Origin of the sequence: Roseixanthobacter finlandensis, assembly GCF_043195105.2 — a bacterium.
Taxonomy (GTDB): Bacteria; Pseudomonadota; Alphaproteobacteria; order Rhizobiales; family Xanthobacteraceae; genus NCEH01.
In genome coordinates this window covers 2450014-2475060 of the sequence record NZ_CM195536.1, presented here as the reverse complement: position 1 = coordinate 2475060, position 25047 = coordinate 2450014, and the positions used below count along the sequence as shown (strand labels likewise).

At 65.4% G+C, this 25047-nt stretch carries 21 protein-coding genes; 9 read left to right on the top strand and 12 right to left on the bottom strand.

The window, feature by feature from the left end; all coding sequences use genetic code 11:
- Nucleotides 1-20 precede the first annotated feature (20 nt).
- Together coaD and V5G24_RS11510 are read right to left on the bottom strand one after the other, a co-directional pair.
- Complete coding sequence (coaD, locus tag V5G24_RS11515; protein WP_394082567.1) at nt 21-542, bottom strand: pantetheine-phosphate adenylyltransferase; 522 nt, start codon at nt 540-542, stop codon at nt 21-23.
- Between the two features lie 87 nt (nt 543-629).
- A complete protein-coding gene (locus V5G24_RS11510) occupies nt 630-1406 on the bottom strand; it encodes an SDR family NAD(P)-dependent oxidoreductase (RefSeq protein WP_394082569.1) in 777 nt (258 codons plus the stop codon).
- Between the two features lie 199 nt (nt 1407-1605).
- Here V5G24_RS11510 and V5G24_RS11505 point away from each other — a divergent pair, with 199 nt between their 5' ends.
- Nucleotides 1606-2571: an AraC family transcriptional regulator gene (locus tag V5G24_RS11505; protein ID WP_394082570.1), complete on the top strand. Its 966-nt coding sequence runs from the start codon at nt 1606-1608 to the stop codon at nt 2569-2571.
- On the opposite strand, the gene V5G24_RS11500 is transcribed toward V5G24_RS11505, so the two are convergent.
- The 3 genes from V5G24_RS11500 to ssb all read right to left on the bottom strand — a co-directional run bounded on the left by V5G24_RS11500 (nt 2480) and on the right by ssb (nt 6777).
- Nucleotides 2480-3106, bottom strand: a complete 627-nt coding sequence (locus V5G24_RS11500; RefSeq protein WP_394082572.1) for a LysE family translocator — start codon at nt 3104-3106, stop codon at nt 2480-2482. The genes V5G24_RS11505 and V5G24_RS11500 overlap by 92 nt on opposite strands.
- Nucleotides 3106-5925 carry a DNA gyrase subunit A gene (gyrA, locus tag V5G24_RS11495; RefSeq protein WP_394082574.1) on the bottom strand — a complete coding sequence of 940 codons (2820 nt, stop codon included), beginning with the start codon at nt 5923-5925 and terminating at the stop codon, nt 3106-3108. Before gyrA ends, V5G24_RS11500 begins: the two co-directional genes overlap by 1 nt.
- Nucleotides 5926-6207: 282 nt before the next feature.
- Nucleotides 6208-6777 carry a single-stranded DNA-binding protein gene (ssb, locus tag V5G24_RS11490; protein ID WP_394082576.1) on the bottom strand — a complete coding sequence of 190 codons (570 nt, stop codon included), beginning with the start codon at nt 6775-6777 and terminating at the stop codon, nt 6208-6210.
- Between the two features lie 382 nt (nt 6778-7159).
- Here ssb and uvrA point away from each other — a divergent pair, with 382 nt between their 5' ends.
- The 4 genes from uvrA (at nt 7160) to V5G24_RS11470 (ending at nt 13334) form a co-directional block, all read left to right on the top strand.
- A complete protein-coding gene (uvrA, locus tag V5G24_RS11485) occupies nt 7160-10102 on the top strand; it encodes an excinuclease ABC subunit UvrA (RefSeq protein WP_394083086.1) in 2943 nt (980 codons plus the stop codon).
- Between the two features lie 334 nt (nt 10103-10436).
- Entirely contained in the window at nt 10437-10598 is a 162-nt protein-coding gene (locus V5G24_RS11480) for a DUF1127 domain-containing protein (protein ID WP_394071474.1), read from the top strand.
- Nucleotides 10599-10811: 213 nt separating this feature from the next.
- On the top strand, nt 10812-12221 hold the full coding sequence (gene trmFO / locus V5G24_RS11475; RefSeq protein WP_394082578.1) for a methylenetetrahydrofolate--tRNA-(uracil(54)-C(5))-methyltransferase (FADH(2)-oxidizing) TrmFO: 1410 nt from the start codon (nt 10812-10814) through the stop codon (nt 12219-12221).
- A 9-nt stretch (nt 12222-12230) separates the two neighbouring features.
- Nucleotides 12231-13334, top strand: coding sequence for a serine/threonine protein kinase (locus tag V5G24_RS11470; RefSeq protein ID WP_394082580.1), 1104 nt, complete (start codon nt 12231-12233; stop codon nt 13332-13334).
- Here V5G24_RS11470 and V5G24_RS11465 read toward each other — a convergent pair.
- Genes V5G24_RS11465 through yajC form a run of 5 tightly spaced genes read right to left on the bottom strand, consistent with a single transcriptional unit; the run spans nt 13303 to nt 17686 of the window.
- Complete coding sequence (locus V5G24_RS11465; protein ID WP_394082582.1) at nt 13303-14223, bottom strand: phytoene/squalene synthase family protein; 921 nt, start codon at nt 14221-14223, stop codon at nt 13303-13305. The two genes, V5G24_RS11470 and V5G24_RS11465, sit on opposite strands and share 32 nt — an antisense overlap.
- Nucleotides 14224-14239: 16 nt before the next feature.
- Complete coding sequence (locus V5G24_RS11460; RefSeq protein WP_394082584.1) at nt 14240-14620, bottom strand: Mth938-like domain-containing protein; 381 nt, start codon at nt 14618-14620, stop codon at nt 14240-14242.
- A gap of 18 nt (nt 14621-14638) precedes the next feature.
- The gene (secF, locus tag V5G24_RS11455) at nt 14639-15700 is read right to left on the bottom strand and encodes a protein translocase subunit SecF (RefSeq protein WP_394082586.1); all 1062 of its coding nucleotides are present in this window, start codon (nt 15698-15700) and stop codon (nt 14639-14641) included.
- Nucleotides 15701-15713: 13 nt separating this feature from the next.
- A complete protein-coding gene (gene secD, locus V5G24_RS11450) occupies nt 15714-17321 on the bottom strand; it encodes a protein translocase subunit SecD (RefSeq protein ID WP_394082588.1) in 1608 nt (535 codons plus the stop codon).
- A 20-nt stretch (nt 17322-17341) separates the two neighbouring features.
- On the bottom strand, nt 17342-17686 hold the full coding sequence (yajC, locus tag V5G24_RS11445; protein WP_394043474.1) for a preprotein translocase subunit YajC: 345 nt from the start codon (nt 17684-17686) through the stop codon (nt 17342-17344).
- Between the two features lie 198 nt (nt 17687-17884).
- Here yajC and cobS point away from each other — a divergent pair, with 198 nt between their 5' ends.
- From cobS to V5G24_RS11425, 4 genes are read left to right on the top strand one after another with little or no spacing between them, the layout of a single operon-like run.
- On the top strand, nt 17885-18685 hold the full coding sequence (gene cobS / locus V5G24_RS11440; protein ID WP_394082590.1) for an adenosylcobinamide-GDP ribazoletransferase: 801 nt from the start codon (nt 17885-17887) through the stop codon (nt 18683-18685).
- A gap of 49 nt (nt 18686-18734) precedes the next feature.
- Complete coding sequence (locus V5G24_RS11435; RefSeq protein WP_394082592.1) at nt 18735-18992, top strand: DUF1289 domain-containing protein; 258 nt, start codon at nt 18735-18737, stop codon at nt 18990-18992.
- 3 nt (nt 18993-18995) lie between these two features.
- On the top strand, nt 18996-19718 hold the full coding sequence (locus tag V5G24_RS11430) for a TIGR02281 family clan AA aspartic protease (RefSeq protein ID WP_394082594.1): 723 nt from the start codon (nt 18996-18998) through the stop codon (nt 19716-19718).
- Nucleotides 19718-20629, top strand: a complete 912-nt coding sequence (locus V5G24_RS11425; RefSeq protein WP_394082596.1) for a cation diffusion facilitator family transporter — start codon at nt 19718-19720, stop codon at nt 20627-20629. The genes V5G24_RS11430 and V5G24_RS11425 overlap by 1 nt, the downstream gene beginning before the upstream one ends.
- Before the next feature lie 10 nt (nt 20630-20639).
- Here the strand turns inward: V5G24_RS11425 and V5G24_RS11420 are convergent, their stop codons facing one another.
- Nucleotides 20640-21473, bottom strand: coding sequence for an aldo/keto reductase (locus tag V5G24_RS11420; RefSeq protein WP_394082598.1), 834 nt, complete (start codon nt 21471-21473; stop codon nt 20640-20642).
- Nucleotides 21474-21569: 96 nt separating this feature from the next.
- A complete protein-coding gene (locus tag V5G24_RS11415) occupies nt 21570-24449 on the bottom strand; it encodes a fibronectin type III domain-containing protein (RefSeq protein WP_394082600.1) in 2880 nt (959 codons plus the stop codon).
- Between the last annotated feature and the right edge of the window lie 598 nt (nt 24450-25047).

The window sequence follows — 25047 nt, the reverse complement described above, 5'->3', positions numbered from 1 at the left end:
AACCGATCAGCTGTTGGACATCAGCGTTTGGGAAACTTCGCGTGCAGCCGCGCAAGCACGACCGGCGGCACGAAGGCGGACACGTCCCCGCCCATGGACGCGATCTGCCGCACCAAGGTGGCGGTGATGGGGCGCACCCGCGGGGACGCCGGCAGGAACACGGTCTGGATGTCCGGCGCGAGCGTGCCGTTCATGCCCGCCATCTGCATTTCATAGTCGAGGTCCGTGCCGTCGCGCAGGCCGCGGATCAGCAGGCCGGCTCCGGTCTCCTGCGCCACGCTCACCACCAGCTTGTCGAAGGTGACCACTTCGAGAACCGCCCCCTCCTCGGCCGCCACCGGCCCGCAGACCTCGCGCAGCATGTCGAGCCGCTCGGCCGCCGTGAACAGCGGCGTCTTGCCGGGATGGATGCCGACCGCGAGCACCAGCCGATCGGCCAGGCGGCACGCGGAGCGCACCACGTCCAGATGCCCGTTGGTGGGCGGATCGAACGAGCCGGCATAAATGGCGGCGCGGGTGGTGTGGGCTTGCTGGGCGCTCATAGGGCGCAAGCGTTATCGCGCCCCGCGCCCACGCGCAATGGGGCGGCGCCACACGGCACCGCCCTTAGGGTCACAGCGCAGGCATCCTCACAGATGGATGCCACCCGACACCTCGATGCGCTGGCCGTTCACCCAGCGATTCTCTTCCGCCAGGAAGGTCGCGATCATGGGGCCGATATCCTCGGCCACGCCGACACGGCCGAGCGCCGTCTCGCCGGCGATGATCGCGTTGACCTGCGCATTATCGCGCACCAGTCCACCGCCGAAATCGGTCTCGATGGCACCGGGAGCGATGGTGTTGACGCGGATGCCGCGCGGACCCAGTTCCTCGGCCATGTAGCGGGTGAGCACCTCGATGCCGCCCTTCATGGCCGCATAGGCGGCAAAGCCCGGCATGGTGAAGCGGGCAAGTCCGCTGGACAAATTAATGATGCGCCCACCGTCGGCCATCAACGGCAGCAGGGCCTGGGAGAGGAAGAAGGTGCCCTTCAGGTGGATGTTCGCCAGCTGGTCGAACATCTCTTCCGTGGTCTCCATGAAAGCGGCATGGATCCCGATGCCCGCATTGTTGACGAGGACGTCGAACCGTTCGCCGCCGAACGTCTCCTTGAGCGCCGACTGCACGGTCTGGGCGAAGGCCGGGAAGGTGGCCGAGCGCGCCGTATCGAGCTGGAGGGCAAGGCCGGTACGGCCCAGCGCCGCGATCTCGGCGCGCACCGCCTCGGCCTCCTCGGCGCGGGAATGATAGGTGAAGATTACATCCATGCCTCGGCGCGCCAGGGCCAGCACGGTGCTGCGCCCGAGGCCCCGGCTGCCGCCGGTGACGAGAGCGATGGAAGGGAAAGAAGCGGGGGTATGGGTCATGACACGATCTCCATCAGCGATGGGAGACTTGTAGAGCCCGGCCTTCCGCACCTCTTGCCGGATGCTGCCGAAGGCTTGCCAATTTCTCCAAACCCGCTTCTCCCCTGCCGCCAATAGACTATGCTTCCCCCTGCCCGGCTTCGCGTGACGCGGCGCGGCGCCGCGCCATGCCGCCCCACGGGCCAGGGAAGAACCCGCCATGACCGAGGATCTGCGCGCCGCCGCCACACGCCACACGGCGGGACTGCAAGCGCCCGAGGGCCTGCTTCTGGCGGAGGCCGGAGGCATCGGCTTTGCCTGCGCCCGCGCGCCCACGCCTTATGTGCATGCCCTCTACCGACCCCTGCTTTGCCTGGTTCTCCAAGGGGCGAAGGACGTGACCTCCGGAATGCAAACCTGGTCGTTCAAGGCGGGGGAGACGCTGATCGTGGGCACGGACCTCGCCGTGTCCGGCCGGGTGCGGCAGGCGAGCCCCACGGCACCCTATCTGGCGGTGGCCCTCGACATCGACCTGCAACTGCTGCGGGAGTTGATGAGCGAGATCGCTGCGAGGTCCCCGCCTCAGCCGGTGGCCCGGGTTGCCGTTGCTGAGACGCAGGTCGCGGTGCAGGACTGCGTCGCCCGGCTGGTGCGGCTCGTGGACACGCCCGACGCACTCGCGGTGCTGCGCCCCTCCATCCTGCGCGAAATGCATTACTGGCTACTGCGCGGCCCCCACGGCCCCATGCTGCGGCAACTCAGCCTGCCGGACAGCCATGCGGCACGGATTTCCCGGGCCGTGGCGCTGCTGCGCGCGGACTATGCCCGCCCGCTCCCGGTGGGGCGGCTCGCCGAGGCGGCGGGCATGAGCGTCTCGTCCTTCCACGCGCATTTCAAGGCGGTGACGTCCCTCTCACCGCTCCAGTTCCAGAAGCGGCTACGCCTTGTAGAGGCGCGGCGGCGGCTGCATGGGGAAAGGGTGGCCATTTCCGAGGCGGCGTTCGACGTGGGCTATGAGAGCGTGTCCCACTTCACCCGCGACTATGCCCGCCTGTTCGGCGCCCCGCCCCGCCGGGACCTGGAGGCCCTCTCCCTCAGCGACGGCCCGCCGCCAAGAGGATCGCGGCGCCCCCCGCCAGGATCACGGCGGACACTCGATCCGCCACACGCGCGAACCGGCCCTTGAGCGCGGTGCGCGCGTGATCGGCGGCGATTGCCCAGAGCATGTCGCCGACCAGCGCGATCATTGCGAAAATCCCCGCCAGCAGCGCGATCTGCGGCACCGGATGGGCCGGGTCGGTCACGAACTGCGGCAGGAAAGCCGCGTGGAACAGCAAGGTCTTGGGATTGGCGAAGGCCACAGCCAAGCCGCGCGCGAAGGCGGCCCGGCCGGAGGGCGCGGCTTCCTGCGTTCCCGCGCCAGCCTGCCGCCATTGGCGCACCGCGAGCCACACGAGATAGGCGGCACCGACATAGCGCACGAGATCGAAATGACGGGCGAAAATCTCCACCAGCCAGGCGAGCCCCGCCGCGACGACCGTGAGCTGAAGCACCAGCCCCACATTGACCCCGGCGGCGGAGAGCATGCCGGCGCGGCGCCCGTGCTTGAGCGCCGTGGCGACAATCAGGGCCACGTTGGGCCCGGGCGTCGCGGCGAGCGCCACGCAGGCGAGCGCGAACAGGGCCAGGTTTTCAGCCGAGATGAGGCCCCCGCCCGACATCAGGCTTCACCGCCCTCCGCCGGGCCGGCGTCGTCGGACGGGCCGTTGTCTTCACCCGGCTCGGCGGAGAGGCCGGTTGCCTCCTCGTCCTCGCTGATGTGCTCGACCGAAACGACGTGCTCGTCGTCCGCCGTGTTGAACACGATGACGCCCTGGCTGGAACGGCCGACGATGCGGATGCCTTCCACCGGGCAGCGGATCAGCTGGCCGCCATTGGTCACCAACATGATCTGGTCTGGATCCTTCACCGGGAAGGAGGCGACGAGCTTGCCGTTGCGTTCGTTCACCGCCATGGCGACGATGCCTTTGCCGCCGCGGCCGGTCACGCGATACTCGTAGGACGAGGTCCGCTTGCCGTAGCCGTTCTCGGACAGGGTCAGGATGAACTGCTCCAGCGCCGCCATCTGGATGCGCTTGGCTTCGTCCAGCGCGCCTTCGCTCTGCGCGCCCTCGGTCACCCCCTCTTCGGCATCGGCCTCGATCGCTGCCGGCTCCTCGGCTGCGGTGCCGGCGGCGCCACCCAGCGCGCGCCGTTCGGCATTGGCCATGCGCAGATAGGTGGCCCGTTGCTCCGGCGTCGCATCCGAATGGAAGATGATCGCCATGGAGATGATCCGATCCTCTCCCTCCAGCCGGATACCGCGCACGCCCACCGAATCACGCCCCTTGAACACCCGCACATCGGTGACCGGGAAGCGGATGCAGGCGCCGTTCGCGGTGGTGAGGAGCACATCGTCCTGCTCCGTGCAAAGCTGGACCGAGGCGATGGACTCGCCTTCCTCCAGCTTCATCGCGATCTTGCCGTTGCGGTTGACCTGGCTGAAATCCGCCAGCTCATTGCGCCGCACCGTACCGCCGGTGGTGGCGAACATGATCTGCCAGCGGCCATGCTCCTCGCTCTCCTCCGGCAGCGGCACGATGGAGGTGATCCGCTCGTCGGGATCCAGCGGCAAGATGTTGATGAGGGCCTTGCCGCGCGCCTGGGGTGCAGCTGCCGGCAGGCGCCACACCTTGAGCTTGTAGACCTGCCCCTTGGAGGAGAAGAACAGCACCGGGGCATGGGTGGAGGCGACGAACAGGCGGGTGACGAAATCCTCGTCCCGCGTCTGCATGGCCGACCGCCCCTTCCCGCCGCGCCGCTGGGCGCGATAGGTGGAAAGCGGCACGCGCTTCACATAGCCAGCGTGTGAGACGGTGACGACCATCTCCTCGCGCTGGATCAAATCCTCGTCGTCAAGGTCGCCGAAACCCTCGACGATCTCGGTGCGGCGCGGCGTGCCGAATTCGGCCTTGATGGCATTCAGCTCGTCGCGAACAATCTGCTGAATTCGCGCTCTACTAGCCAGAATTTCGAGGTAATCGGCAATTTCGACGGCAAGTTTGTTGAGTTCGTCCGCGACCTCGTCACGCCCTAGGGCGGTCAGGCGCTGCAAGCGCAGATCGAGGATGGCGCGCGCCTGTTCGAACGAAAGCCGATAGGTGCCGTCGGCAGCGAGCGTGTGGCGCGGATCGGCGATCAGCTCGATCAGTGGGGCCATATCCTTAGCCGGCCAATCGCGCCCCATGAGGGCTTCGCGCGCACTTGCAGGATCGGGCGCGGCCCGAATTAAGCGAATAACTTCATCGATATTGGCGACGGCGATGGCCAGGCCCACCAACACATGGGCGCGATCGCGCGCCTTGCGGAGCAGGAATTTCGTACGCCGGCTCACCACCTCTTCCCGGAAGGAAATGAAGGCTGTGAGCATGTCATGAAGCGTCATGACGGAGGGGCGACCGCCGGACAGCGCCACCATGTTGACGCCGAACGAGGTTTGCAGCGGCGTCATGCGGTAAAGGTTGTTCAATACCACATCGGCTTGGGAATCGCGTTTGATTTCAATGTAGACGCGCATTCCCTCGCGATCGGATTCGTCGCGGATTTCGGCGATGCCTTCGAGGCGCTTCTCGCGCACCAACTCCGCGATCTTTTCGATCATCGTCGCCTTGTTCACCTGATAGGGGATCTCGGTGATGATGATCGCTTCGCGGTCCTTGCGGACGGTCTCGATGGAGACCTTGGCCCGCATCATGATCGAGCCGCGCCCCGTCAAATAGGCCTGACGGATTCCGGAACGGCCGAGAATGAGGGCGCCGGTGGGGAAATCCGGACCGGGCACGACATCCAGCAAAGCCTCGGGATCCAGCAAAGGATCGTCGATCAGAGCCAGCGCGGCGTCGATGATTTCGCCAAGATTATGCGGCGGGATATTGGTCGCCATGCCGACCGCGATGCCGCCGGCGCCGTTGACCAGCAGGTTCGGGAACTTGGCCGGAAGGACCGAGGGTTCGCGCTCGCTGTTGTCGTAGTTTTCCTGATAGTCGACAGTGTCCTTGTCGAGATCGTCCAGCAGCGCGTTGGCGACCTTCTCCAGCCGCACCTCGGTGTAACGCATAGCGGCTGGCGGATCGCCGTCCACGGAGCCGAAATTGCCCTGGCCGTCCACCAGGGGAAGCCGCATGGAGAAGCGCTGGGCCATGCGCACCAGGGCGTCATAGACCGACTGGTCGCCATGGGGATGGTACTTACCGATCACGTCGCCAACCACGCGAGCCGACTTGCGATAGGATTTGTTCCACTCGTAGCCGTTCTCGTGCATGGAGAACAAAATGCGCCGATGCACCGGCTTGAGCCCGTCGCGCACGTCCGGCAGCGCCCGCGCGACGATCACGCTCATGGCGTAGTCGAGATAGGAGCGGGACAATTCTTCGGTGATGGATACGGGCCGGATGTCGGAAGGCAGGTCGCCTCCCTGTCGCGGCGTCTCGTTGTCAGCCAAAAGACGGGTCTCTCATAATGAGCTTGTAAGCCCTGTCTTTTAGCCGATTCACAGCTGTCACGCCAGCGAAAGACCGTCGGCGCGGGTATAAATATCCTCGATTTTACAATGCCTTATAGCGGTGGTCTCAAGTTCTGCACCGCCGTGCCCCCTCTTGTACCGCCACAGCACCTCCAAACGGGGGGAAATGCCCGAGCTGGCGGGCGCGCCATCGCCTCCCCGCCAGTTCGGAACCTCTTGGAAATCCGGAGAATTAAAAACCCGGGAAGCCACAGATCCCGGTCAGAATGGGATTTCGTCATCCATGTCGTCGGAGGGGCGGCTGCCGCCCGAACCCGAACTCGAGCCTGCACCACCACCGGACCGGCGCCCCCCGGAACCGCCCCCATAGCTGCCGCCGCCACCTCCGAACGAACCGCCGCCTGCACCCATCGGGCTTGATGAGCCGAAATCGGAGCCGCCGGCATATTCGTCGCCGCCGCCCTCGCTCGAACCGCCGCCGCTACGCCCATCCAGAAGGGTGAGCTCGCCGCGATAGGGGCGCAGCACCACTTCGGTGGTATATTGCTCGCGGCCATCCTTCTCATATTTGCGGGTCTCGAGCTGGCCCTCGATATAGACCTTGGAGCCCTTCTTCACGAAGCGCTCCACCACGCCAACCAGATTTTCGTTAAGCACTGAAATGCGGTGCCATTCGGTGCGCTCCTTGCGCTCGCCCGAGGCCTTGTCGCGCCAAGTCTCGGACGTGGCGATGGAGAAGCTCGCCACCCGCCCGCCGTTCTGGAAGGAACGGATTTCCGGGTCGCGGCCCAGATTGCCGATCAGGATCACCTTATTGACGCTGCCGGCCATCGCCCGCTCCCTGTCTTGCGTGCCGGGCGATGCCGGCTGAACCGAAGCTGCACCCTAGCGCCCCCCTTGTGCGAAGCGAGGGGCGCCCGTGCCTTTTCCACCAAAAGGTCCCTAAGGCCGAAGCCTGAATGCAAATGTTCTTGATCTGTTCTAGCAATCGCGCACACTGGCCGCAAGATGAGTCTGAAGCCTGTGCATTCCTTTTTTCGGTTTTGATACCTATGTTCGGCTTACGTTCCCTACCGCAGCGCACACCGTGTCCTAAATTAACCAAGGTGGCGGGCCGGAAGACGCCGCGCTCCGCTTGCCGGACGCTTTCGCCCTCACTGCCCCGCTTACCCTAAGCCCGAGCCTCATGACTGATCGCGCGCCCCCTCCCCGCATGCCCTCTTCGCCGTCCGAGCGCCGAGATGCCCGTCTGCTTTCCGTACGCGGCGCGCGCGAGCACAATTTGAAGAACGTCGACCTGGATATCCCCCGCGATAGCCTCGTCGTTTTCACGGGCCTGTCCGGCTCTGGAAAATCCTCGCTTGCCTTCGACACGATCTATGCTGAGGGCCAGCGGCGCTATGTGGAAAGCCTCTCGGCCTATGCCCGCCAGTTCTTGGAGATGATGCAGAAGCCGGACGTCGACCAGATCGACGGCCTCTCGCCCGCAATTTCCATCGAGCAGAAGACCACCTCGAAGAACCCGCGCTCCACCGTGGGCACGGTGACCGAGATCTACGACTATATGCGCCTGCTCTGGGCGCGGGTCGGCATCCCCTATTCGCCCGCCACCGGCCTGCCCATCGAGAGCCAGACCGTATCCCAGATGGTGGATCGTGTGCTGGCCCTGCCCGAAGGCTCCCGGCTTTATCTGCTGGCGCCGGTGGTGCGCGGGCGCAAGGGCGAATATCGCAAGGAACTGGCGGAGTTCCTGAAGAAGGGCTTCCAGCGCGTGAAGCTCGATGGCACGTTCCACGAGATCGCCGAGGCGCCCGCGCTGGACAAGAAGTTCAAGCACGACATCGATGTGGTGGTAGATCGCCTAGTGGTGCGGGGCGATATCGCGACCCGCCTCGCCGACAGTTTCGAAACCGCGCTTGGGCTCGCCGACGGCATCGCCGTGGTCGAATTCGCCGACGAGAAGGACGAGGACGGCGCGCCCAAGCGCATCATGTTCTCGGAAAAGTTCGCCTGCCCGGTCTCCGGCTTCACCATTTCGGAAATCGAGCCGCGGCTGTTCTCGTTTAACAATCCGTTCGGCGCCTGCCCGGCCTGCGACGGGCTCGGCGTCGAGCAGACCATTGATCCCGATCTCGTGGTGCCGGACAAATCCCGCACCCTGAAGCAGGGCGCCATCGCCCCTTGGGCGAAATCCACCTCGCCTTATTATGGGCAGACGCTGGACGCGCTCGCCAAGCATTACAAATTCAAGCTCACGGTGCCGTTCGCCGACCTGCCGGAAAAGGCGCGGGACGTGATTCTCTACGGCTCCGGCGAGGAGCAGATCGCCTTCGCCTATGACGACGGCCTGCGCGCCTACGAGACCCACAAGACCTTCGAAGGCATCGTGCGCAATCTCGACCGGCGCTGGAAGGAAACCGAAAGCGACTGGGCGCGCGAGGAGATTTCGAAATATTTCTCCACCGTGCCCTGCGCGGTCTGCCACGGCTATCGCCTGAAGCCGGAGGCTTTGGCGGTGAAGGTCGGCGGCATGCATGCCGGCGAGGCTGGCGCGCTGTCCGTGCGCGCCGCGAGCGCATGGTTCGAGGCGCTGCCCGCGTTGCTGAGCGCGAAGCAGAACGAGATCGCGGTGCGTATCCTCAAGGAGATCCGCGACCGGCTGCGCTTCCTGATGGACGTGGGGCTGGAATATCTCACCCTCGCCCGCTCCTCCGGCACGCTGTCCGGCGGTGAGAGCCAGCGCATCCGCCTTGCGTCCCAGATCGGTTCCGGCCTCTCCGGCGTGCTCTATGTGCTGGACGAGCCGTCCATCGGCCTGCACCAGCGCGACAACGCGCGCCTGCTCGAGACGCTGAAGCGCCTGCGGGAGCTGGGCAATACCGTGATCGTGGTCGAGCATGACGAGGACGCCATCCTTGCCGCCGATTATGTGGTGGACGTCGGCCCCGGCGCTGGGGTGCATGGCGGGCGCATCGTCTCCCAGGGCACGCCGGCGCAGGTCATGGCTGACCCCAATTCGCTGACCGGACAATATCTCACCGGCGCCCTGTCCGTGGGCGTCCCGACGCGCCGCCAGCCGAACCCGCGCAAGATGCTCGCGGTGGTCGGCGCGCGCGGCAACAATCTGAAGAATGTGCGGGCGGAGATCCCGCTCGGCCTGTTCACGTGCGTGACCGGTGTTTCGGGCGGGGGCAAATCCACGCTGCTCATTGACACCTTATACAAGGCCGTGGCGCGGCGGCTGAACAATGCGAGCGAAGCGCCGGCCCCGTTCGACAAGCTGGAGGGGCTGGAGCATCTCGACAAGGTCATCGACATCGATCAGTCGCCCATCGGCCGCACGCCGCGATCCAATCCGGCCACCTATACCGGCGCCTTCACGCCCATGCGCGAATGGTTTTCCGGCCTGCCGGAGGCCAAGGCGCGCGGCTATGGACCGGGCCGCTTCTCCTTCAACGTCAAGGGCGGGCGCTGCGAGGCCTGCCAGGGCGACGGCGTCATCAAGATCGAGATGCATTTTCTGCCCGACGTGTACGTGACCTGCGACGTCTGCAAGGGCAAGCGCTACAATCGCGAGACGCTGGAAGTCACCTTCAAGGACAAATCCATCGCCGACGTGCTCGATATGACGGTGGACGAGGGCGCCGATTTCTTCAAGGCGGTGCCGAGCGTGCGCGAGAAGCTGGAGACGCTCTCGCGGGTCGGGCTCGGCTATATCAAGGTCGGCCAGCAGGCCAATACGCTTTCGGGCGGCGAGGCGCAGCGGGTGAAGCTGGCCAAGGAATTGTCCAAGCGCGCCACGGGGCGCACTCTCTATATCCTGGACGAGCCCACCACCGGCCTGCATTTCCATGATGTGGCGAAGTTGCTGGAGGTGCTCCACGAACTGGTGGAGCAGGGCAACACCGTGGCAGTGATCGAGCACAATCTCGAGGTCATCAAGACCGCCGACTGGGTGATCGACATCGGCCCGGAGGGCGGAGACGGCGGCGGTGAAATCGTGGCGGTGGGTCCGCCCGAGGAAATCGCCCGCTCGAAACGGTCCCACACGGGCGCCTTCCTGGCGGAGGTTCTGGCGCGGCGCCCCATGAAATCCAAGGTTCCGGCGCTGCCGCCGAAGGTCAGGCGCGGCCGGCGGCAGGCGGCGGCGGAGTAAGCCGCCACCGGTTTTCCCAGCTAAGATCAAGGTCGGGCTTCATCCCGCCGGCACAATGATGCAGTGCAACGGCGGTGGGCGGTTGGGCGCGCTTTACCCTCCGGGCGAACCGGCGGGTGCACGCGATCGTCGATTGGCGGCCCCCGCGAAAAGCCTTGGAGTTGGGCATTTCTAGCCATGCGCCTGCCACAAAAGTTATCAGCTGGTATAAATTATATGCGATTGCCGCAATGCTGCGTTGCGGCAACATGCATTGGCTATGGCTCCGAACAGGCTTATCTCTTCCCCAACGATGCGGAGCACGAAAGTGCCGGCCGCACAAAGGAGAGAAATCATGTTGCTTTGGGGTCTTCTTGCCCGCCAGGTTCGCCGTTGGCAGGCTTATAATCGTACGGTTGCCGAACTGTCCCAGCTCGATGACCGCGCGCTTGGCGATATAAATGTCAGCCGCTCGGAAATCCGTTCTATCGCGCGTCAGGCGTCCCTCGCCGCCTGATCCGTCCGCCTAGACGGACGACAAGGGCCCCCGATTCGGGGGCCTTTTTCGTTTGAGGGGCGTTTTTCCCCCATTCCGGCGATGTCGCGGAGGGATGACGCGTGCGCGCATCTTGAAGCTGCCGCCATGTTCGGGCATTGAGCCAGATCGGCTTTTCGGGCGCGCTTCAGGCGGCCCCGCACCGGGATGCTTTGCCCGGTTTCAGGACGGCTCATGACGGAACAACGCGTGGTGCATGTGATCGGTGGCGGCCTCGCCGGCTCGGAAGCGGCGTGGCAACTGGCGACGCGCGGGGTGCCGGTGGTGCTGCACGAAATGCGCCCGGTGCGCACCACGGAAGCGCATCACACGCAGGCCTTGGCGGAATTGGTGTGCTCCAATTCCTTTCGCTCGGACGATCCCAAGGGCAATGCCGTGGGCGTCCTCCATGCGGAGATGCGCCGCGCCGGCTCGCTGATCCTGAAATGCGCGGACGCCAATCAGGTGCCGGCGGGCGGCGCGCTCGCCGTGGACCGTGTGGGTTTTGCGGAAGCGGTGACGGCGGCGCTCGAATCCCATCCGCTGGTGGAAATCCGCCGCGAGGAAATCGCCGGCCTGCCGCCCTCGGAGTGGGACAAGGTGATCATCGCCACCGGCCCCCTCACCTCGCCGGCTCTGGCGCAATCGGTGCTGGAGCTGACGGGCGAGACCGCCCTCGCCTTCTTCGACGCCATCGCGCCGATCGTTCATTTCGACAGCATCGACATGAGCAAGGCCTGGTTCCAGTCGCGATACGACAAGGTTGGCCCCGGCGGCACGGGCGCCGACTATATCAATTGCCCGCTCGACAAGGACCAGTACGAGGCCTTCATCGACGCCCTGCTGGCCGGAGAGAAGGCACCGCTCCGCGATTTCGAAGCCAAGACGCCCTATTTCGACGGCTGCTTGCCCATCGAGGTGATGGCAGAACGCGGGCGCGAGACCCTACGCTTCGGCCCGATGAAGCCGGTCGGCCTGACCAATCCCAATGCGCCGGACGTGAAGGCCCACGCCATCATCCAACTGCGCCAGGATAACAAGCTCGGCACGCTCTATAATATGGTGGGCTTCCAGACCAAGCTGAAGTACGGCGAGCAGGTGCGGGTGTTCCGCACCATTCCCGGACTGGAGAATGCCGAGTTCGCCCGCCTCGGCGGCCTGCACCGCAACACTTATCTCAATTCGCCGCGCCTGCTGGACGGCACGCTGCGCCTGAAGGCCGATCCGCGCTTGCGCTTCGCCGGCCAGATCACCGGCTGCGAAGGCTATGTGGAAAGCGCGGCCGTCGGCCTGCTGGCTGGACGCTTTGCCGCAGCTGAGCGGCGGGGGGAGGAACTGAGCCTGCCGCCACTGACCACGGCCCATGGGGCGCTGCTCGCCCATATTACCGGCGGCCATATCGAGACCATCGACTCCGGCCCACGCTCGTTCCAGCCCATGAACATCAATTTCGGCCTGTTCCCTCCGCTTGAAATCAATCCCAAGGGGGAGGACGGAAAGCGTCTGCGCGGCACGGAAAAGACCCTGGCGAAAAAGCACGCCATCGCCGCGCGCGCGCTCGCGGACCTGGATGCCTGGCTCGACAGCCCGGCCGAGGCGGCTTAAGAGGCGCACATGCCCAGGCACCTGCGCCCTTTCACCCCGGTCGAGCACAAGGCCGACCTCGCCCGCTTCACCGTGGATACCGTGCTCAAGCGCGACGTATTCTCGACCGTCGAGCGCGGCACCTGGATCGACCAGTCAGGCGCGGAACATCCCGCCGTTCTGCGTCGGTGGAATGCAGTCTCGCCCTGGTTCTTTCCGATCGCCGCGCGTCTCGCCGCCGGCGAGGTGAAGGCCCTGGAACGCGTCAGCGCCACGGGCGTCACCACGCCCCTTCTGGCGGTGGGGCGTCGCTTCCTGGTGCGCGGGTGGATCGAGGGGGCGCCGCTGCAAATCGCGCGGCCCTATGGCGATCTCGGATTCTTCCGGTCCGCCAAGGCGGCGCTGCGCACGCTGCATGCTGCGGGTTTCGCCCATAACGACCTCGCCAAGCAGCAGAATTGGCTGCGCGGCGCGGATGGCGAGGCTTGGCTGATGGATTTCCAGCTGGCGCTGCCGATATCGCGCCGCTCGCGGCTGGGCCGCATCCTCGCCTATGAGGACGTGCGCCATCTGCTCAAGCACAAGCGCACCTATTGCCCCAACGCGCTGACCGCGCGCGAACGCAAGATGCTGGCGACGAAGAGCGGCTTTGCCCGCGTGTGGATGGCCACCGGCAAGCGGGTCTACCGCTTCGTGACCCGCCGGCTCATGTCCTATTCGGATACCGAAGGACGCGGGCCGCGCGTGACGCAGGTGGGGCCGCGCATCGCGGAGGCGCTGCTGGCCCATCCGGCGGTGAGCGACGTGCACATGGCGGATTTCCAGACGCTTGGCGGCAAGGTCGGCCTCTATGCCTTCGTCGAGGCGAGCGGCGATCTGACCGCCGAGGCGCTGCGCGCCCATTTGGCCACGGCCTTGCCCGACCGCTCGCATCTCGACCATTTGCAACTCGTGCCGTTGCTGCCGCGCGATAATAATGGCGTGGTGCGGGACGATTTGCTGCTGCTGGTGGCGCGTAACCAGATCGAGATGCTGGAAAGCCTCTCCGGCTCGCAGGTCACCCGCGAGCTGGTGGATCAGATCGCGCGCGGCAGGCTCAACCTTACCGACCGGATAACGCGGCCGGCGGCTTGATCCAGTCGCGGCCGGCGCGCGCCTTCGCGGCCGCGCGCCACAGCGTCCAGGCCCGCACAAAGGGCGGAAGACCGACGATGCGGGTGAACGGATCGCCGGCCCGCGCCAGCGCCTTCATGTCACCGGCGACCAACGCCAGCGGCAAAAAGGCGGGTACCGCCTGCGCTGGCACGCGCGGCAAAGCGGCGTGCGCCGCCTTCAAGTGATGGGCCACCCGCGCGCGCAATTCGGCGAGCACAGCGGCAATGCCGGGACCCGCTTTTCGCCTCACCACATCCTCGCGTGTGAGGCCATGGCGCTGGAGCACGTCGAGCGGCAGAAAGCACTGGCCGCGCGCCGCATGCAGCGGCAGCGCCCGCATCAGGCCGGTGAGCGCGATCGCCACCCCCGCATGGCCGGCCGCATCGGCGAGGGCGGGATCGGCGCGGCCCAGAAGGATCGTCGCGCCGAGCTGGATCAGCACCGACGAGGTTTCACCCGCATAGCCCTCCAGGTCGTGGAGCGTGGGCATGGCATCGTCATAAAGATCGAAGGTGCGGGCATCGATCAGGTTCAGCAGAGCGCCGCGCGGCAGGTCGCAGACGGCGATGGTGTCGAGCATGGCTGCCGCGACCGGATGGCCGGAAACATCGCCACGTCCCAGCCCCTCGATGATTTCGCGCCACCATTGCAGGCGCATTTCACCGGGCAGCGCCTCGCGCACCACCTCGCGGACCCGCGCCACTTCCAGGTTGAAGGCATAGAGCGCCATAAGGTGGCGGCGGGGCGCCGAGGCGGCGAACAAAGCGGCGAGAAATCGGTCGCGGTCGTGAGCGCGAATGAGATCGGCGCAATGGGAATAGGCGGTTTCCAGATCAGGCGCAGCGAATGCGCCGGAATCTTCGCTCATGACGCGCCTCAAGGTCTCAGAATGCGATCAACGCCGCGCCCACGCGCCGGCCTTCGGCCAGCAGCACATTATAGGTGGAGGCGGCGGCCGGCGTCGGCATAAGTTCAAAGCGCAGGTGCGCTGCGCGCAACCGCTCCTTCAGCCGCTCCGGCAGATGCGCCGGATCGCGGCCCGTGCCCAGGAACAGCAGCTCGAACGCCTTGGCTTCCGCGATGATCGGCGCGAGTGCCGCCGCATCGAGGGAGGAGAAGGTCTCGACCGCCCAGGGCCGGATCCCGGACGGCAGTGCCAGGATCGACCCTGAATGGGACATGCCGGAAAAATGAAAGAAACGGTCCCCATAGCCGTCGATGGGAACCTGGCGGGGCAGGAACGCCTCGGTTTTCTGCTCCGCCATCTTGGGCCGCCTCGCCTGCTATTTGCGCGGCTTGCCGCGCGAGCGTGCGCGACTCGCCGAGGGAACGGGTGCGGGCTTCGGCGCATCGGGGGTGGCTGGCAGGATTTCCGCCTCCTCCGTCAAGGGCGCCATCACTTCATCGACCCGCGCGGCGATGCCCTGCGGCTTCTTCTCGCCCTCCACCGCGCTGGGGCGTAGGCCAAGGTGAATCAGCATCGGCGCCGCGACGAAGATGGTGGAATAGGTGCCAACGATGATGCCCACTGCCATGGCGAGGGAGAAGCCGCGCAGCACTTCCCCGCCGAAGAAATAAAGCGCCAGCGTCGCCAGGAAGGTGGTGAGGGAGACGATGATAGTCCGCGAGAAGGTCGCGTTCACCGAGAGGTCGAGCATCTCCGGCAGGGGGATGCGCTTATAGCGGCGCAGCATCTCGCGGATACGATCATACACCACGACCGTATCGTTGAGCGAATAGCCCATGATGGTGAGGATGGCGGCGATCGAGGTCAGATCGAAATCGATCCCGAGAATCGAATAGATCGCCAGCGTCACGAAGATATCGTGCGCCGTGGTGGCAATAGCGCCCACCGCGAACTGCCATTCGAAGCGGAACCACAGATAGACCAGCACCGCCACCGCGCCCAGCAGCAGGGCGATGATGGACTGGCGCACCAGCTCCGCCGACACGCTCGGGCCCACCGTCTCCACCCGGCGGATGGTGTAGTCCGTGCCCAGGGCGGAGGAGATCTTGCCGACGATCGCCTGCTGGGCGGCATCAGAGGTGCCGGCCTCGCCGACGCGGATCAGCACGTCGCGGGGGGAACCGAATTCCTGGATCTGGACATCGCCCAGCTCGAGGTCGCCGAGATGTTCGCGCAGGCCGGAAATGTCGGCCGCCGCCTGGCTGGTCTGCGCCTCCACCAGCGTGCCGCCCCGGAAATCAATGCCGAGGTTGAAGCCGAAGGTGGCGAAGCACACGAGAGCCAGCACCATCGCCGCCGCCGAAAGCGGAAAGGTGACATGGCGCAGGCGCATGAAACCGAAGTGGGTCTGCGCCGGGATATAATCGATCAAAGGCATTTACGGCGCACCTTCAGATGGGCAGCTTCGCCGGGCGCTGCCATTTCACCCACCATGCGATCATGAGCCGGGTGAGGGTGTAAGCAGTGAACACGGTGGTCAGAAGGCCAAGGATATAGGTGACGGCGAAGCCGCGCACCGGGCCCGAGCCGCCCAGCAGGAACAGAATGGAGCCCGTGGCAAGGGAGGTCACGTTGGCGTCCATGATGGTGCCGAGCGCGTGGGTGAAGCCCTTGTCGATGGCGGCGATGGCGGAGCGGCCCTCGCGGGCCTCGTCGCGGATACGCTCGAAGATCACGACGTTGGAATCCACCGCCATGCCGATGGTGAGCACCACGCCGGCGATGCCGGGAAGCGTCAACGTCGCGCCGAGTACCGATTGCAGGGCGAACATCAAGGTGACGTGCACCGCCAGGGCGACCAGCGCGAAAAGGCCGAACAGGCCGTAGACGGCAACCATGAATACCGCGACCAGCCCGGCGGCCACAAACGCGGCAAGCTTTCCGGCCTCGATGGAATCCTGCCCGAGGCTGGGGCCGACGGTGCGCTCCTCCACCACCTTCAGCGGTGCCGGCAGCGCGCCGGCCCGCAGCAGGATGGCGAGGTCGTTGGCCTGCTGCACGGTGAAGGAACCGGAGATCTGGCCCGATCCACCAAGAATCGGCTCGTTGATACGCGGCGCTGAGATCACCTGATTGTCGAGCACGATCGCGAATGGCTGGCCGACCGCCGCCTGCGTGGTCGCGGCGAAGCGGCGGGCGCCGTTGGAATTGAAGCGGAAGGTGACGATGGGCTGACGCGTGTTCTGGTCGAAGCCGGGCTGGGCATCCACCAGATCCTCACCCGAAACGCGAACCTGCTTCTCCACCAGGTAAGGAATGCCGTCCTGGCCCTGGAGCACTTCGGAATCCGGCGGCGCGCGGCCTTCCAGCGCCTGCTGGGGCGACATGGATTGGTCCACCATGCGGAACGACAGCTTGGCGGTCTGGCCCAGCAGGGCCTTCAGGCGTTGCGGGTCCTGAAGGCCGGGGACCTGCACCAGAATGCGGTCCGCGCCCTGGCGCTGGATGTTTGGTTCCACAGTGCCGAGTTGGTCGATACGGCGGCGGATGATCTCGATCGACTGATCGACCGCCGAGCGGATGCGGGCGGTGAGCCCCGCATCCGTCAGGGTGACGGTAACTGCCCCCTCGCTCGCGCTGGAGACCGTGAGGTCCATTTCGCCGGTGCTACCGCCGAGCAGGGTATTGGTGATGGGCGCCGCGAGCTTGCGCAGCTCCGCCACCGCCTTGGTCGTGTCGTTTGGATCGCGCAGACGAAGCTGGATCGCGGTGTCGCGAATCGTCAGCCCGCTATAGCCGATGCGCTGCTCGCGCAGCACATTGCGAACCTCGTCCCGGATCTGCTCGGCCCGCTCCTTGCGCAGGGCCGCGCCGTCCACCTCCAGGAGGATGTGCGAGCCGCCCTGAAGGTCAAGGCCGAGCGTCACGCGGCTTGACGCGAGCCACGACGGCAGCACCGCCAAGGCGGCTGGCGGAAGCAGATTGGGAAGGGCGAACAGAATACCGATCGCCGTGATGACGAGAATCGCCGTCGTCTTTAGCCGGGAAAAGTGCAGCATCGTCTTGCGATTCTACGGCCTCAGGAGGCCGCCTCATCCTTAGCGGGTTCGGCCTTGGACCGTACGACTGTGATCTGCGAGCGCAGCTGGCGCACCTTCACATTGTCGGCGATCTGCAACTCGACCTCGGCCTCGTCGACCACACGCGCAACCTTGCCAACCAAACCACCTGCCGTGACCACCACGTCGCCGCGGCGCAGGGAGTTCACCATTTCCTGATGCGCCTTGGCGCGCTTCTGCTGGGGACGCAGGATCAGGAAATACATGACCACGAAGATCAAGAGGAACGGGGCAAGCTGAATGAGCATGTCGGTCCCGCCGCCGGCGGCCGTGGCGCCCTGGGCGAAAGCGGGCGTAATGAACATGTGCATCCTCGTTCTATCTGAAGAAAGGCCAGGCCGCGCGCAGGTGGCACAAGGCCGGGCGAAGCGGCGGGACTATACCGGCCGAGCAGCCGAATGCAAACGCGACGCGCCAGCTTGTGCGCACCTGCTTGACCCAAGGCGCAAATAAGGGTCCCAAAGAGCCGCCGCCGAACTGCGCGGCCGTACCGGATCCGGCGCATGACCCGCAATCGCCTCGTCGAGGACCTGTTCGTCGCTCTGCGCTTCTTCTCGCGGCTGCCTGTGCCGGCCCGGAACGGGGAGGACATGCCTTTCGGCGCGCCGCCTCTCGCGCGCATCGCCTATGCGATTCCCTTGGCCGGTGCCGCCATCAGCCTGTTTGGCGCCGCGGTGCTGCTTCTGGCGTCGGCCCTCGGCTTCCCGCCCTTTCTCGCCGCATGCCTCTCCATCGCCACGTTGGTGCTGGCCACCGGTGCCTTCCATGAGGATGGTCTCGCCGATACGGCGGACGGCTTCGGCGGAGGCCGTGACAGGGACCGGCGGCTTGAGATCATGCGCGACAGCCGCATCGGCACCTATGGCGCGTGTGCGCTTGCTCTCTCACTTTTGATCAGGGTTGCAAGTCTCGAGGCGCTGCTGGTGCTCGGCGGGCCGGTGCGCGCTGTGCTTGCGCTGGTCGCGGCCGGCGCGGCCTCGCGGGCGGCGGGAATTGTTCTGCTTCAGGTTTTGCCGCCCGCGCGTGTGGATGGCGCTTCTGCGGGTGCGGGACAGCCCGGCGCCGATGCCGCAATGGCTTGTGCGCTCATGGCCGCGCTCGTCGTGGCCGTCCTGCTGGTGCCGAGCTTCGGCGTGAGCGCCACCTTTGCGGGTCTGATCGCCCCGGCCCTGGCCGGATTTGCGATGGCACGGCTTTCAGCGCGCCTGATCGGCGGCCAGACGGGCGATGTCGCGGGTGCCACGCAGCAAGTGGCGGAGATTGCCTTCCTGCTGGCGGTGCTTATGTTCGCGAAGGCCGTTTGAGGCATCCGCCACCCCGGTTGAGCGGCCCGCGACGGCCCGAAGAGCGCAGATGAGCGACGCCAAATCCGTTTTCCCCTCCCCCTTCCCTGGCGGACCTGCCGCCGCATCGCAGGCCATCGCGACGCCGTGCGTGAAAATCTGCCAAGTCGATCCCTTGTCCAGCCTGTGCCTGGGATGCGGGCGGACGACGCAGGAGATCGGCGCCTGGATCTCCATGTCGGCCGAACGGCGCGCCGCCGTGATGGATCAATTGCCGGCCCGGCTTGAACGCCTGCGCCAGCAACGCCCCGAAGCCTTTGCGGATTGAGACATGCGCGGCGACCGTCTTCTGTGGATTCTGCTGCTGGGCCTGTTCGGCGGCGTGATCGTGCTTGCCGTCCATCATGAGCAGGGCGAGGTGGCGGGGCTCGACCTGAGCCAGTTCGCGAGCCTGATTTCGAAATTCGCGATTCTCATCTTCGTCGGCGCGGTCGCGTGGTCGATGTTCCGCGGCCGCATCGGCGAAGCGCTGATGGCGGCTCTGTTCTGGGTGATCGTCGCTGTGGTTCTGGCCATGGGCTACACCTATCGCGACCCGCTGCGGCAGGTGGCCGACAAAGTGCTGGTGCAGCTCATTCCGGGCTATGTGGGCGCTGGCAACGGCCCGACCGCGACAGTGGAGATCGCGCGCGGCGCCGACGGGGATTTCGCTGTCCGGGCCGCGATCAACGATTCGCCGGTGCATATGCTGGTGGATACCGGAGCCTCCTCCGTGGTGCTCACGCTGGAAGCGGCGCGTTCCGCCGGCCTTCCGGTGGATTTCCTGAAATATGACGTGCCGGTGGACACCGCGAACGGGCGCACCAAGGCAGCCTCGGTGGTTCTCGACAAGATCACCATCGGCACCATCGTGGAACGGCGGGTGCCGGCCCTCGTCTCGCCCGCCGGGGTCCTGCGCACCAGCCTGCTGGGCATGAGCTTTCTCCAACGGCTCGACAGTTTCGAGATTCGCGGCGAGAAGCTCGTGATGCGCGGGCCGCTGGCGGTTCGCTGATGGAAACGCTCTCCCTCCTTCGCCTGCCCAGCGCGAACGAGCGCGACGCCGAGCGCGCGATCCTCATCGCCATCCTGCTCGATCTGAGCCTTGCGGTTCCCTATGGAATCGCCGCGCTGGTCATCGGCTCGCTGTCCATGCTGTCGGAGATGCTGCGCGGCACGCTGCTGCTGGTAGTCGCCACGGCCTCGCTCCAGACCCTGCGCAACCTGCATCGCGGCCGGGTTTCAAGCTATGAATACGGCATCGGAAAAGTGGAGCGCGGCCTCGGCTTCTTGATCGGCGTCCTGCTGGTGCTGGCAGCCGGCTTCATCGTCAGCCGGGCCTTCGGTGAAGGCGGCGGAGAGCCCAAGGACGATTTTTGGGCGGGCGCCGCCATCGTGCTCGTAGGCTATAATTTTCTGGTGAACGCGGGACCCATCGTGCCTTTGTGGAAGGCCAGCCGGGCTGGCGGGTCGATGATCGTGCAGGCCCAGTTGCGCGCCCATGTCGCCAAGGCCGTGGCCTCTTCCCCGGTGGTGGTGTGCGTCGTCATCGACGCGCTCTCATCCGATCCCGCCATCGCGCGCACGGCGGATCTTATCGGCGGGCTGATCGGTGCCGGCTTCATGGCTGTGGTGGGGGCGTCCATGGTGCGCGACGCCCTGCCCGATCTGCTGGACCGTTCACTCGCCGAGCCGATCCAGCACAAGGTGAACCGGGCACTCGCGCTTTTCTTCGACGATTACGATGCCCTGCTGGGTGTTCGAACGCGCCGCTCCGGGCGCATCGCTCATGTGGAGATCACCGTCGGGTTCGCGCCAGAGCGGAGCATGGGCGAAGTCTCCCAGGTGCTGGCCCGGATGGAAGGCCAGCTCAAGCGCGATATTCCCGACATCGACGCGGTCCTGATCGCCCGCGCTCTGCCGTAACGCCCGCGCCTCAGAGCATTTCCAGGCCGCGCTTGCGGGTGGGCGGGCGGAATTCCGCGTCGATGGCGGCCAGATCCTCGGCATCCAGCACGATGTCGGCGGAAGCGATATTGGCCCGCACATGATCCGGCGTTCCGGCCTTGGGAATGGCGATTACATCCGGGCGGCGGATCACCCAGGCGAGCGCGATCTGGTAGGGATCGACCCCATGCTTGCGCGCCACCACACCGAGCGCGCCCGAGCGAGGCAGCCGCGCCTGCTCGATGGGGCTATAGGCCATGATCGGGATTTTGTGCTCTGCCAGATATGGAAACAGATCATATTCCGCACCACGGCGCGTGGGGTTGTAGAGCACCTGATCCACCGCGCAGGCACCGCCGCCCTGTTCGAGCAACTCCTCCATGTCGTCGGTATCGAGATTGCTCACCCCCCAATGGCGGACTTTGCCCGCCGCCTGGAGCGCCTCGAACGCGGCGACAGTGTCCTCAAAGGGATGGCTGCCGCGCCAGTGCAACAGATAGAGATCGATGCGATCCGTGCGCATGCGCTTGAGGCTGCGTTCGCACGCCTCGACCGCGCCGCGCCGGCTGGCATTGTGGGGATAGACCTTGGACACCAGGAACACCTTGTCCCGGTAGCCTTGAAGCGCCTCGCCGAGCATGTCCTCGGTGCGGCCGTCGCCATACATTTCCGCGGTGTCGATGAGAGTTGCGCCGAGGTCGACGCCAAGGCGCAGGGATTCGATCTCCTGCGCGCGCCGGGCTGCCTGCTCGCCCATGAACCAGGTGCCCTGTCCGATGGCCGGGACGGTCTCACCACCCGGAAGCTTTACAGTTTTCGGCATTTTGTATCCCCGTTTGGGCCGAAATCTAGCCGACATGCCACGGGGTGAAAAGGCACCCGCTGCGGCATGGCAGCGGGTGCGGGGCACTATACCGGCTCAGAAATTGCCGAAGATGTGGCTGAATTCATAAGCGGTCTGCTCCACGCCGCTGCCGAGCGGAGAGACCACGCCGACCGTGCTGCCATTGTCGCGGCCGAGCGACCACATGGCGAGGCGGGCGATATCCGGATTGCCGTCCGCATAATCCAGCAATTCCTGCGCATCCTGGAGCGTGAACACCTCGCTGCTCACGTCATTGATGCCGATCATCGGCGTGATGCCGAGCTTGGCGTCGATGCCGATTTCCTTCAACTGGGCGAGCGTGGCAATCGCGGCGGAAATCGCATCCTTGCCCATGTCCCCGCTGTCGACCGAAGCGCCGTAATCCATCGCCATGATGTTCACCACGTCGATGTGCACACCGTCGGCGGCGGCCTGCTTCAGCAGGTTGATTCCATCCTGCGTGAGGCCGGTGGGCAGCACCGGCAAGGTGAAGGAGATCGTGAGATCCGGGTTCGCCTGGTCGAGCGCCACCAGCGCCTGGTCGCGCAGATGATTGGCGGCCGTATTGGTGACAGCCGCGCCCTCGATATCGAAATCGAGGGAGTTCACATGATAGCGGTCGATGACGGACTGATATTCCGCCGTCAGCTTGGCCGCGCTGGTGGCGGTGAGCGCAGCTTCCTGGCCGTTGGCGCCGCCGAACGAGACGGTGATGTTCCCGCCGGCCGCCTGGATCGACTCGATCTGCGCGAGCATGGTGGAGCCATTCCAGAGCGTATCGTTCTCAATGGTCCCAGTGCCCTGCCAGCCGATCTGGTCGGTGCCGGAGCTGAGCATGAAGGCCAGCGTGAAATCGAGCACGCCGGAATTCTTGGCAATGGCGAGCAGATCCTGGCTGGTGCTCAGGGACATGTCCACATAGGGCGAGAAATCCTGGTCGAGAGCGTCGGAGCTGCCGGCCAGCCCGGTCGTCACATGGAGCGGGCTTGTCGCGGACGAGGTTCCAGCCTCGTCGATCGCCACCACGGTGAAGTCATAGCTGGTGGAGGCGTCCAGGTCGGCGACCTTGTAATGGGTGTCCGCGGTGGTCGCGATGAGCACCCCGTTCATGTAGATGCTGTAGCCCGTCACCGTTCCGACGCCGGAGACAGTTGCCGCGTCCCAAACCAGCACGGTCGAGGTGTCGGTGGTGCTTGCCGCGAACAGGTCCTCGGGTGCGTTCGGAACCACGGGTGTGCTGTCCAGATAGCCGACGAAGGTCCACACTTCGCCGCTGCCTTCGGTGCCGTGGTTGGTGGCGGGATCGCTGCCCTGTGTCCACCAGCTGGCCTTGTAGACGATGCCGTTCTCGCTCGCGAGATCGCCGCCATTATAGACCTTGGTGGCGGACCAGGGGTCGGCATAGATGGTGGTGTCGCCGCCGGTACCGGTGCCGCCAGATCCGGTATCGCCCGAACCCGTGCCGCCGGTGCCAGAATCGCCGGTGCCGGAATTTCCCGTGCCTCCAGAACCGGTGCCGCCGGTCCCTGTTCCACCTGTTCCACCCGTTCCGGTGCCGCCGGATCCGGTGGTGCCGGACAGCGCATCGGTCCACTCGCTGACGGCCGAAGCGTCCTTGGCGACGATGTTGGCCAGGCTCAGGTCGGCGAGCGTAACGCCCGTGAGGGTATAGGTCTGGTTATTGCTCGGAATGGAGATGACCACCGACCCCGCGACTTCGGCGACGGTGAAATTGTCGGCGGAGAACCAGCCGAAATCCAGCTTGTCCAAGGCCGTGTCGAAATTCAGCACCGTGTTGGTGCCCCAGGCCCAGGTGATGGTGGTGACCGTGGCCGCGCCGTCGCCAACATGGCCGGAGCCGGTCTCCCCGCCCGTGCCAGTTTCGCCGCCGGTGCCGGTGCCGCCACCCGAGTCCCCACCCGTGCCGCCGGTGCCGCCACCTGCTGTGGAGCCACTTCCGCCCGTGACCGTACCGCCACCGGCGATCGCGATGTCGAAATCGATGATCTGGGAATCCGGCACAGTGATGCCGAGTTGATTGTCCAGATGGTCCTCGCGGACCTCGGTGAAGGTGAATTCAAAATTCTTGGACGAGAGTTCGGCGATGGTCACGCCGAGGAGCACAAGCTTTTCGCCGGTCGCGCCATCGGCGATCACCACGCCTTCGCTGCTGTCGGTCATGGAGAGCCGCTCGCGGCTCGCGAAATATTTGAAGCTCACCACGTCGGTCGCGGGATCGAAGGCGACCTTGTCCACCTGCCCGACTTCATGGGAGCGCGCATAGACCGTATGCGGCTCCGGCGTGATCCCCTGTTCCCAGGCCAGCGCGCCGCTCACCGCCTCGCGCAGATGGGCGTTCTCGATATAGCTGAAATTGTCGATGGTCAGATCGGCGAGGGCGACGCCCTTGATGATCTGCATATCGCCGTTCCAGGGGTTCATGAACCCGACGCCATCAGGCGTGTCCACGATGATGAAGGCGTGGATCGTTTTCGCACCCGTGTCGATCTTGTCCTTGGTGATGTCGAAGCCAGTGATGTCCGCCCCGCCGAGCGAGACGGCGTACACGGTGCCTTCCGCGCTCCCGCCAGTACCTCCTCCGGTTCCGGTGCCACCACCCTCGCCCGTTCCACCGCCCGTCTCGGTACCACCGCCGGTGCCCGTGGTCGCGAGGGCCGTGGTCCATTCCGCGAGCGCGGTGGAATCCTTGGCGGTGATGTTCGCCATCGTCAGCTGAGACAGCTGAACGCCTTCCAGCGTGTAGGTCTCGTTATTCGAAGGAATGGAAATGACGACGGAACCGTTCACCTCCGTCACCGTGAACTGATCGGCCTGAAACCAGCCGAAATCCAGCACGTCGGTGGCGGGATTGAAGGCCAGAACGGTGTTCGTGCCCCAGGCCCAATTGATCGCGGTCGTCGTTCCCGTTGTCATCACACATCCTTCTTCACGCCCACGGTCCCTCGCGCCCCGCGAGACCCAGGGTATTTCGCAGGTCAGGCTTTCTCATCTGCCTGTCATGTTCAAGCTGAACTTAGTTCACAATGGCCGAATTTATGATGGTCCTCGATAGATCCCTCAATCGGCACGCTCATGTGGAGAAAACGCCCTTTAAGGATCGCGATTTGTCGGCCATTTGCGACATTTTACCATGATAATATATGAAGTAGTGACCGAATCATTTCATCCTTTTTTTGTAAATACATAAATATACCGTCGGTATCGCACATGAATGCACCAGTTGAGGCGCAAAGTACAAGGTCGATGTACTTCTATTGGTTTGCCGGCATATTATCTTCGGCATCCCTATCACGCTGCGACCTGGCGAAAGCCCAGAGCGATCGTTCCCCATTGCCCGCGGGCTGCCGATCCCGGAATAGGCCGGCACAATTTGAACGCGGGGCGCAGAACGGTATCGCTGCCGCAGGCTCTCGGCCGGGCCCTTAAGCATGCCCCTTGACCCGCATCGCAATGGTCTTCAAGTGGCATCTCTCGCCGTCGGACCTCCCGCCGCGCTGAAGTCTCAGGCGTC

Coding starts and splice junctions, on each gene's coding strand:
- coaD (WP_394082567.1), bottom strand. CDS start 542: ATGAGCGCCCAGCAAGCCCACACCACCCGCGCCGCCATTTATGCCGGC.
- V5G24_RS11510 (WP_394082569.1), bottom strand. CDS start 1,406: ATGACCCATACCCCCGCTTCTTTCCCTTCCATCGCTCTCGTCACCGGC.
- V5G24_RS11505 (WP_394082570.1), top strand. CDS start 1,606: ATGACCGAGGATCTGCGCGCCGCCGCCACACGCCACACGGCGGGACTG.
- V5G24_RS11500 (WP_394082572.1), bottom strand. CDS start 3,106: ATGTCGGGCGGGGGCCTCATCTCGGCTGAAAACCTGGCCCTGTTCGCG.
- ssb (WP_394082576.1), bottom strand. CDS start 6,777: ATGGCCGGCAGCGTCAATAAGGTGATCCTGATCGGCAATCTGGGCCGC.
- uvrA (WP_394083086.1), top strand. CDS start 7,160: ATGCCCTCTTCGCCGTCCGAGCGCCGAGATGCCCGTCTGCTTTCCGTA.
- V5G24_RS11480 (WP_394071474.1), top strand. CDS start 10,437: ATGTTGCTTTGGGGTCTTCTTGCCCGCCAGGTTCGCCGTTGGCAGGCT.
- trmFO (WP_394082578.1), top strand. CDS start 10,812: ATGACGGAACAACGCGTGGTGCATGTGATCGGTGGCGGCCTCGCCGGC.
- V5G24_RS11470 (WP_394082580.1), top strand. CDS start 12,231: ATGCCCAGGCACCTGCGCCCTTTCACCCCGGTCGAGCACAAGGCCGAC.
- V5G24_RS11465 (WP_394082582.1), bottom strand. CDS start 14,223: ATGAGCGAAGATTCCGGCGCATTCGCTGCGCCTGATCTGGAAACCGCC.
- V5G24_RS11460 (WP_394082584.1), bottom strand. CDS start 14,620: ATGGCGGAGCAGAAAACCGAGGCGTTCCTGCCCCGCCAGGTTCCCATC.
- secF (WP_394082586.1), bottom strand. CDS start 15,700: ATGCCTTTGATCGATTATATCCCGGCGCAGACCCACTTCGGTTTCATG.
- secD (WP_394082588.1), bottom strand. CDS start 17,321: ATGCTGCACTTTTCCCGGCTAAAGACGACGGCGATTCTCGTCATCACG.
- yajC (WP_394043474.1), bottom strand. CDS start 17,686: ATGTTCATTACGCCCGCTTTCGCCCAGGGCGCCACGGCCGCCGGCGGC.
- cobS (WP_394082590.1), top strand. CDS start 17,885: ATGACCCGCAATCGCCTCGTCGAGGACCTGTTCGTCGCTCTGCGCTTC.
- V5G24_RS11435 (WP_394082592.1), top strand. CDS start 18,735: ATGAGCGACGCCAAATCCGTTTTCCCCTCCCCCTTCCCTGGCGGACCT.
- V5G24_RS11430 (WP_394082594.1), top strand. CDS start 18,996: ATGCGCGGCGACCGTCTTCTGTGGATTCTGCTGCTGGGCCTGTTCGGC.
- V5G24_RS11425 (WP_394082596.1), top strand. CDS start 19,718: ATGGAAACGCTCTCCCTCCTTCGCCTGCCCAGCGCGAACGAGCGCGAC.
- V5G24_RS11420 (WP_394082598.1), bottom strand. CDS start 21,473: ATGCCGAAAACTGTAAAGCTTCCGGGTGGTGAGACCGTCCCGGCCATC.
- V5G24_RS11415 (WP_394082600.1), bottom strand. CDS start 24,449: ATGACAACGGGAACGACGACCGCGATCAATTGGGCCTGGGGCACGAAC.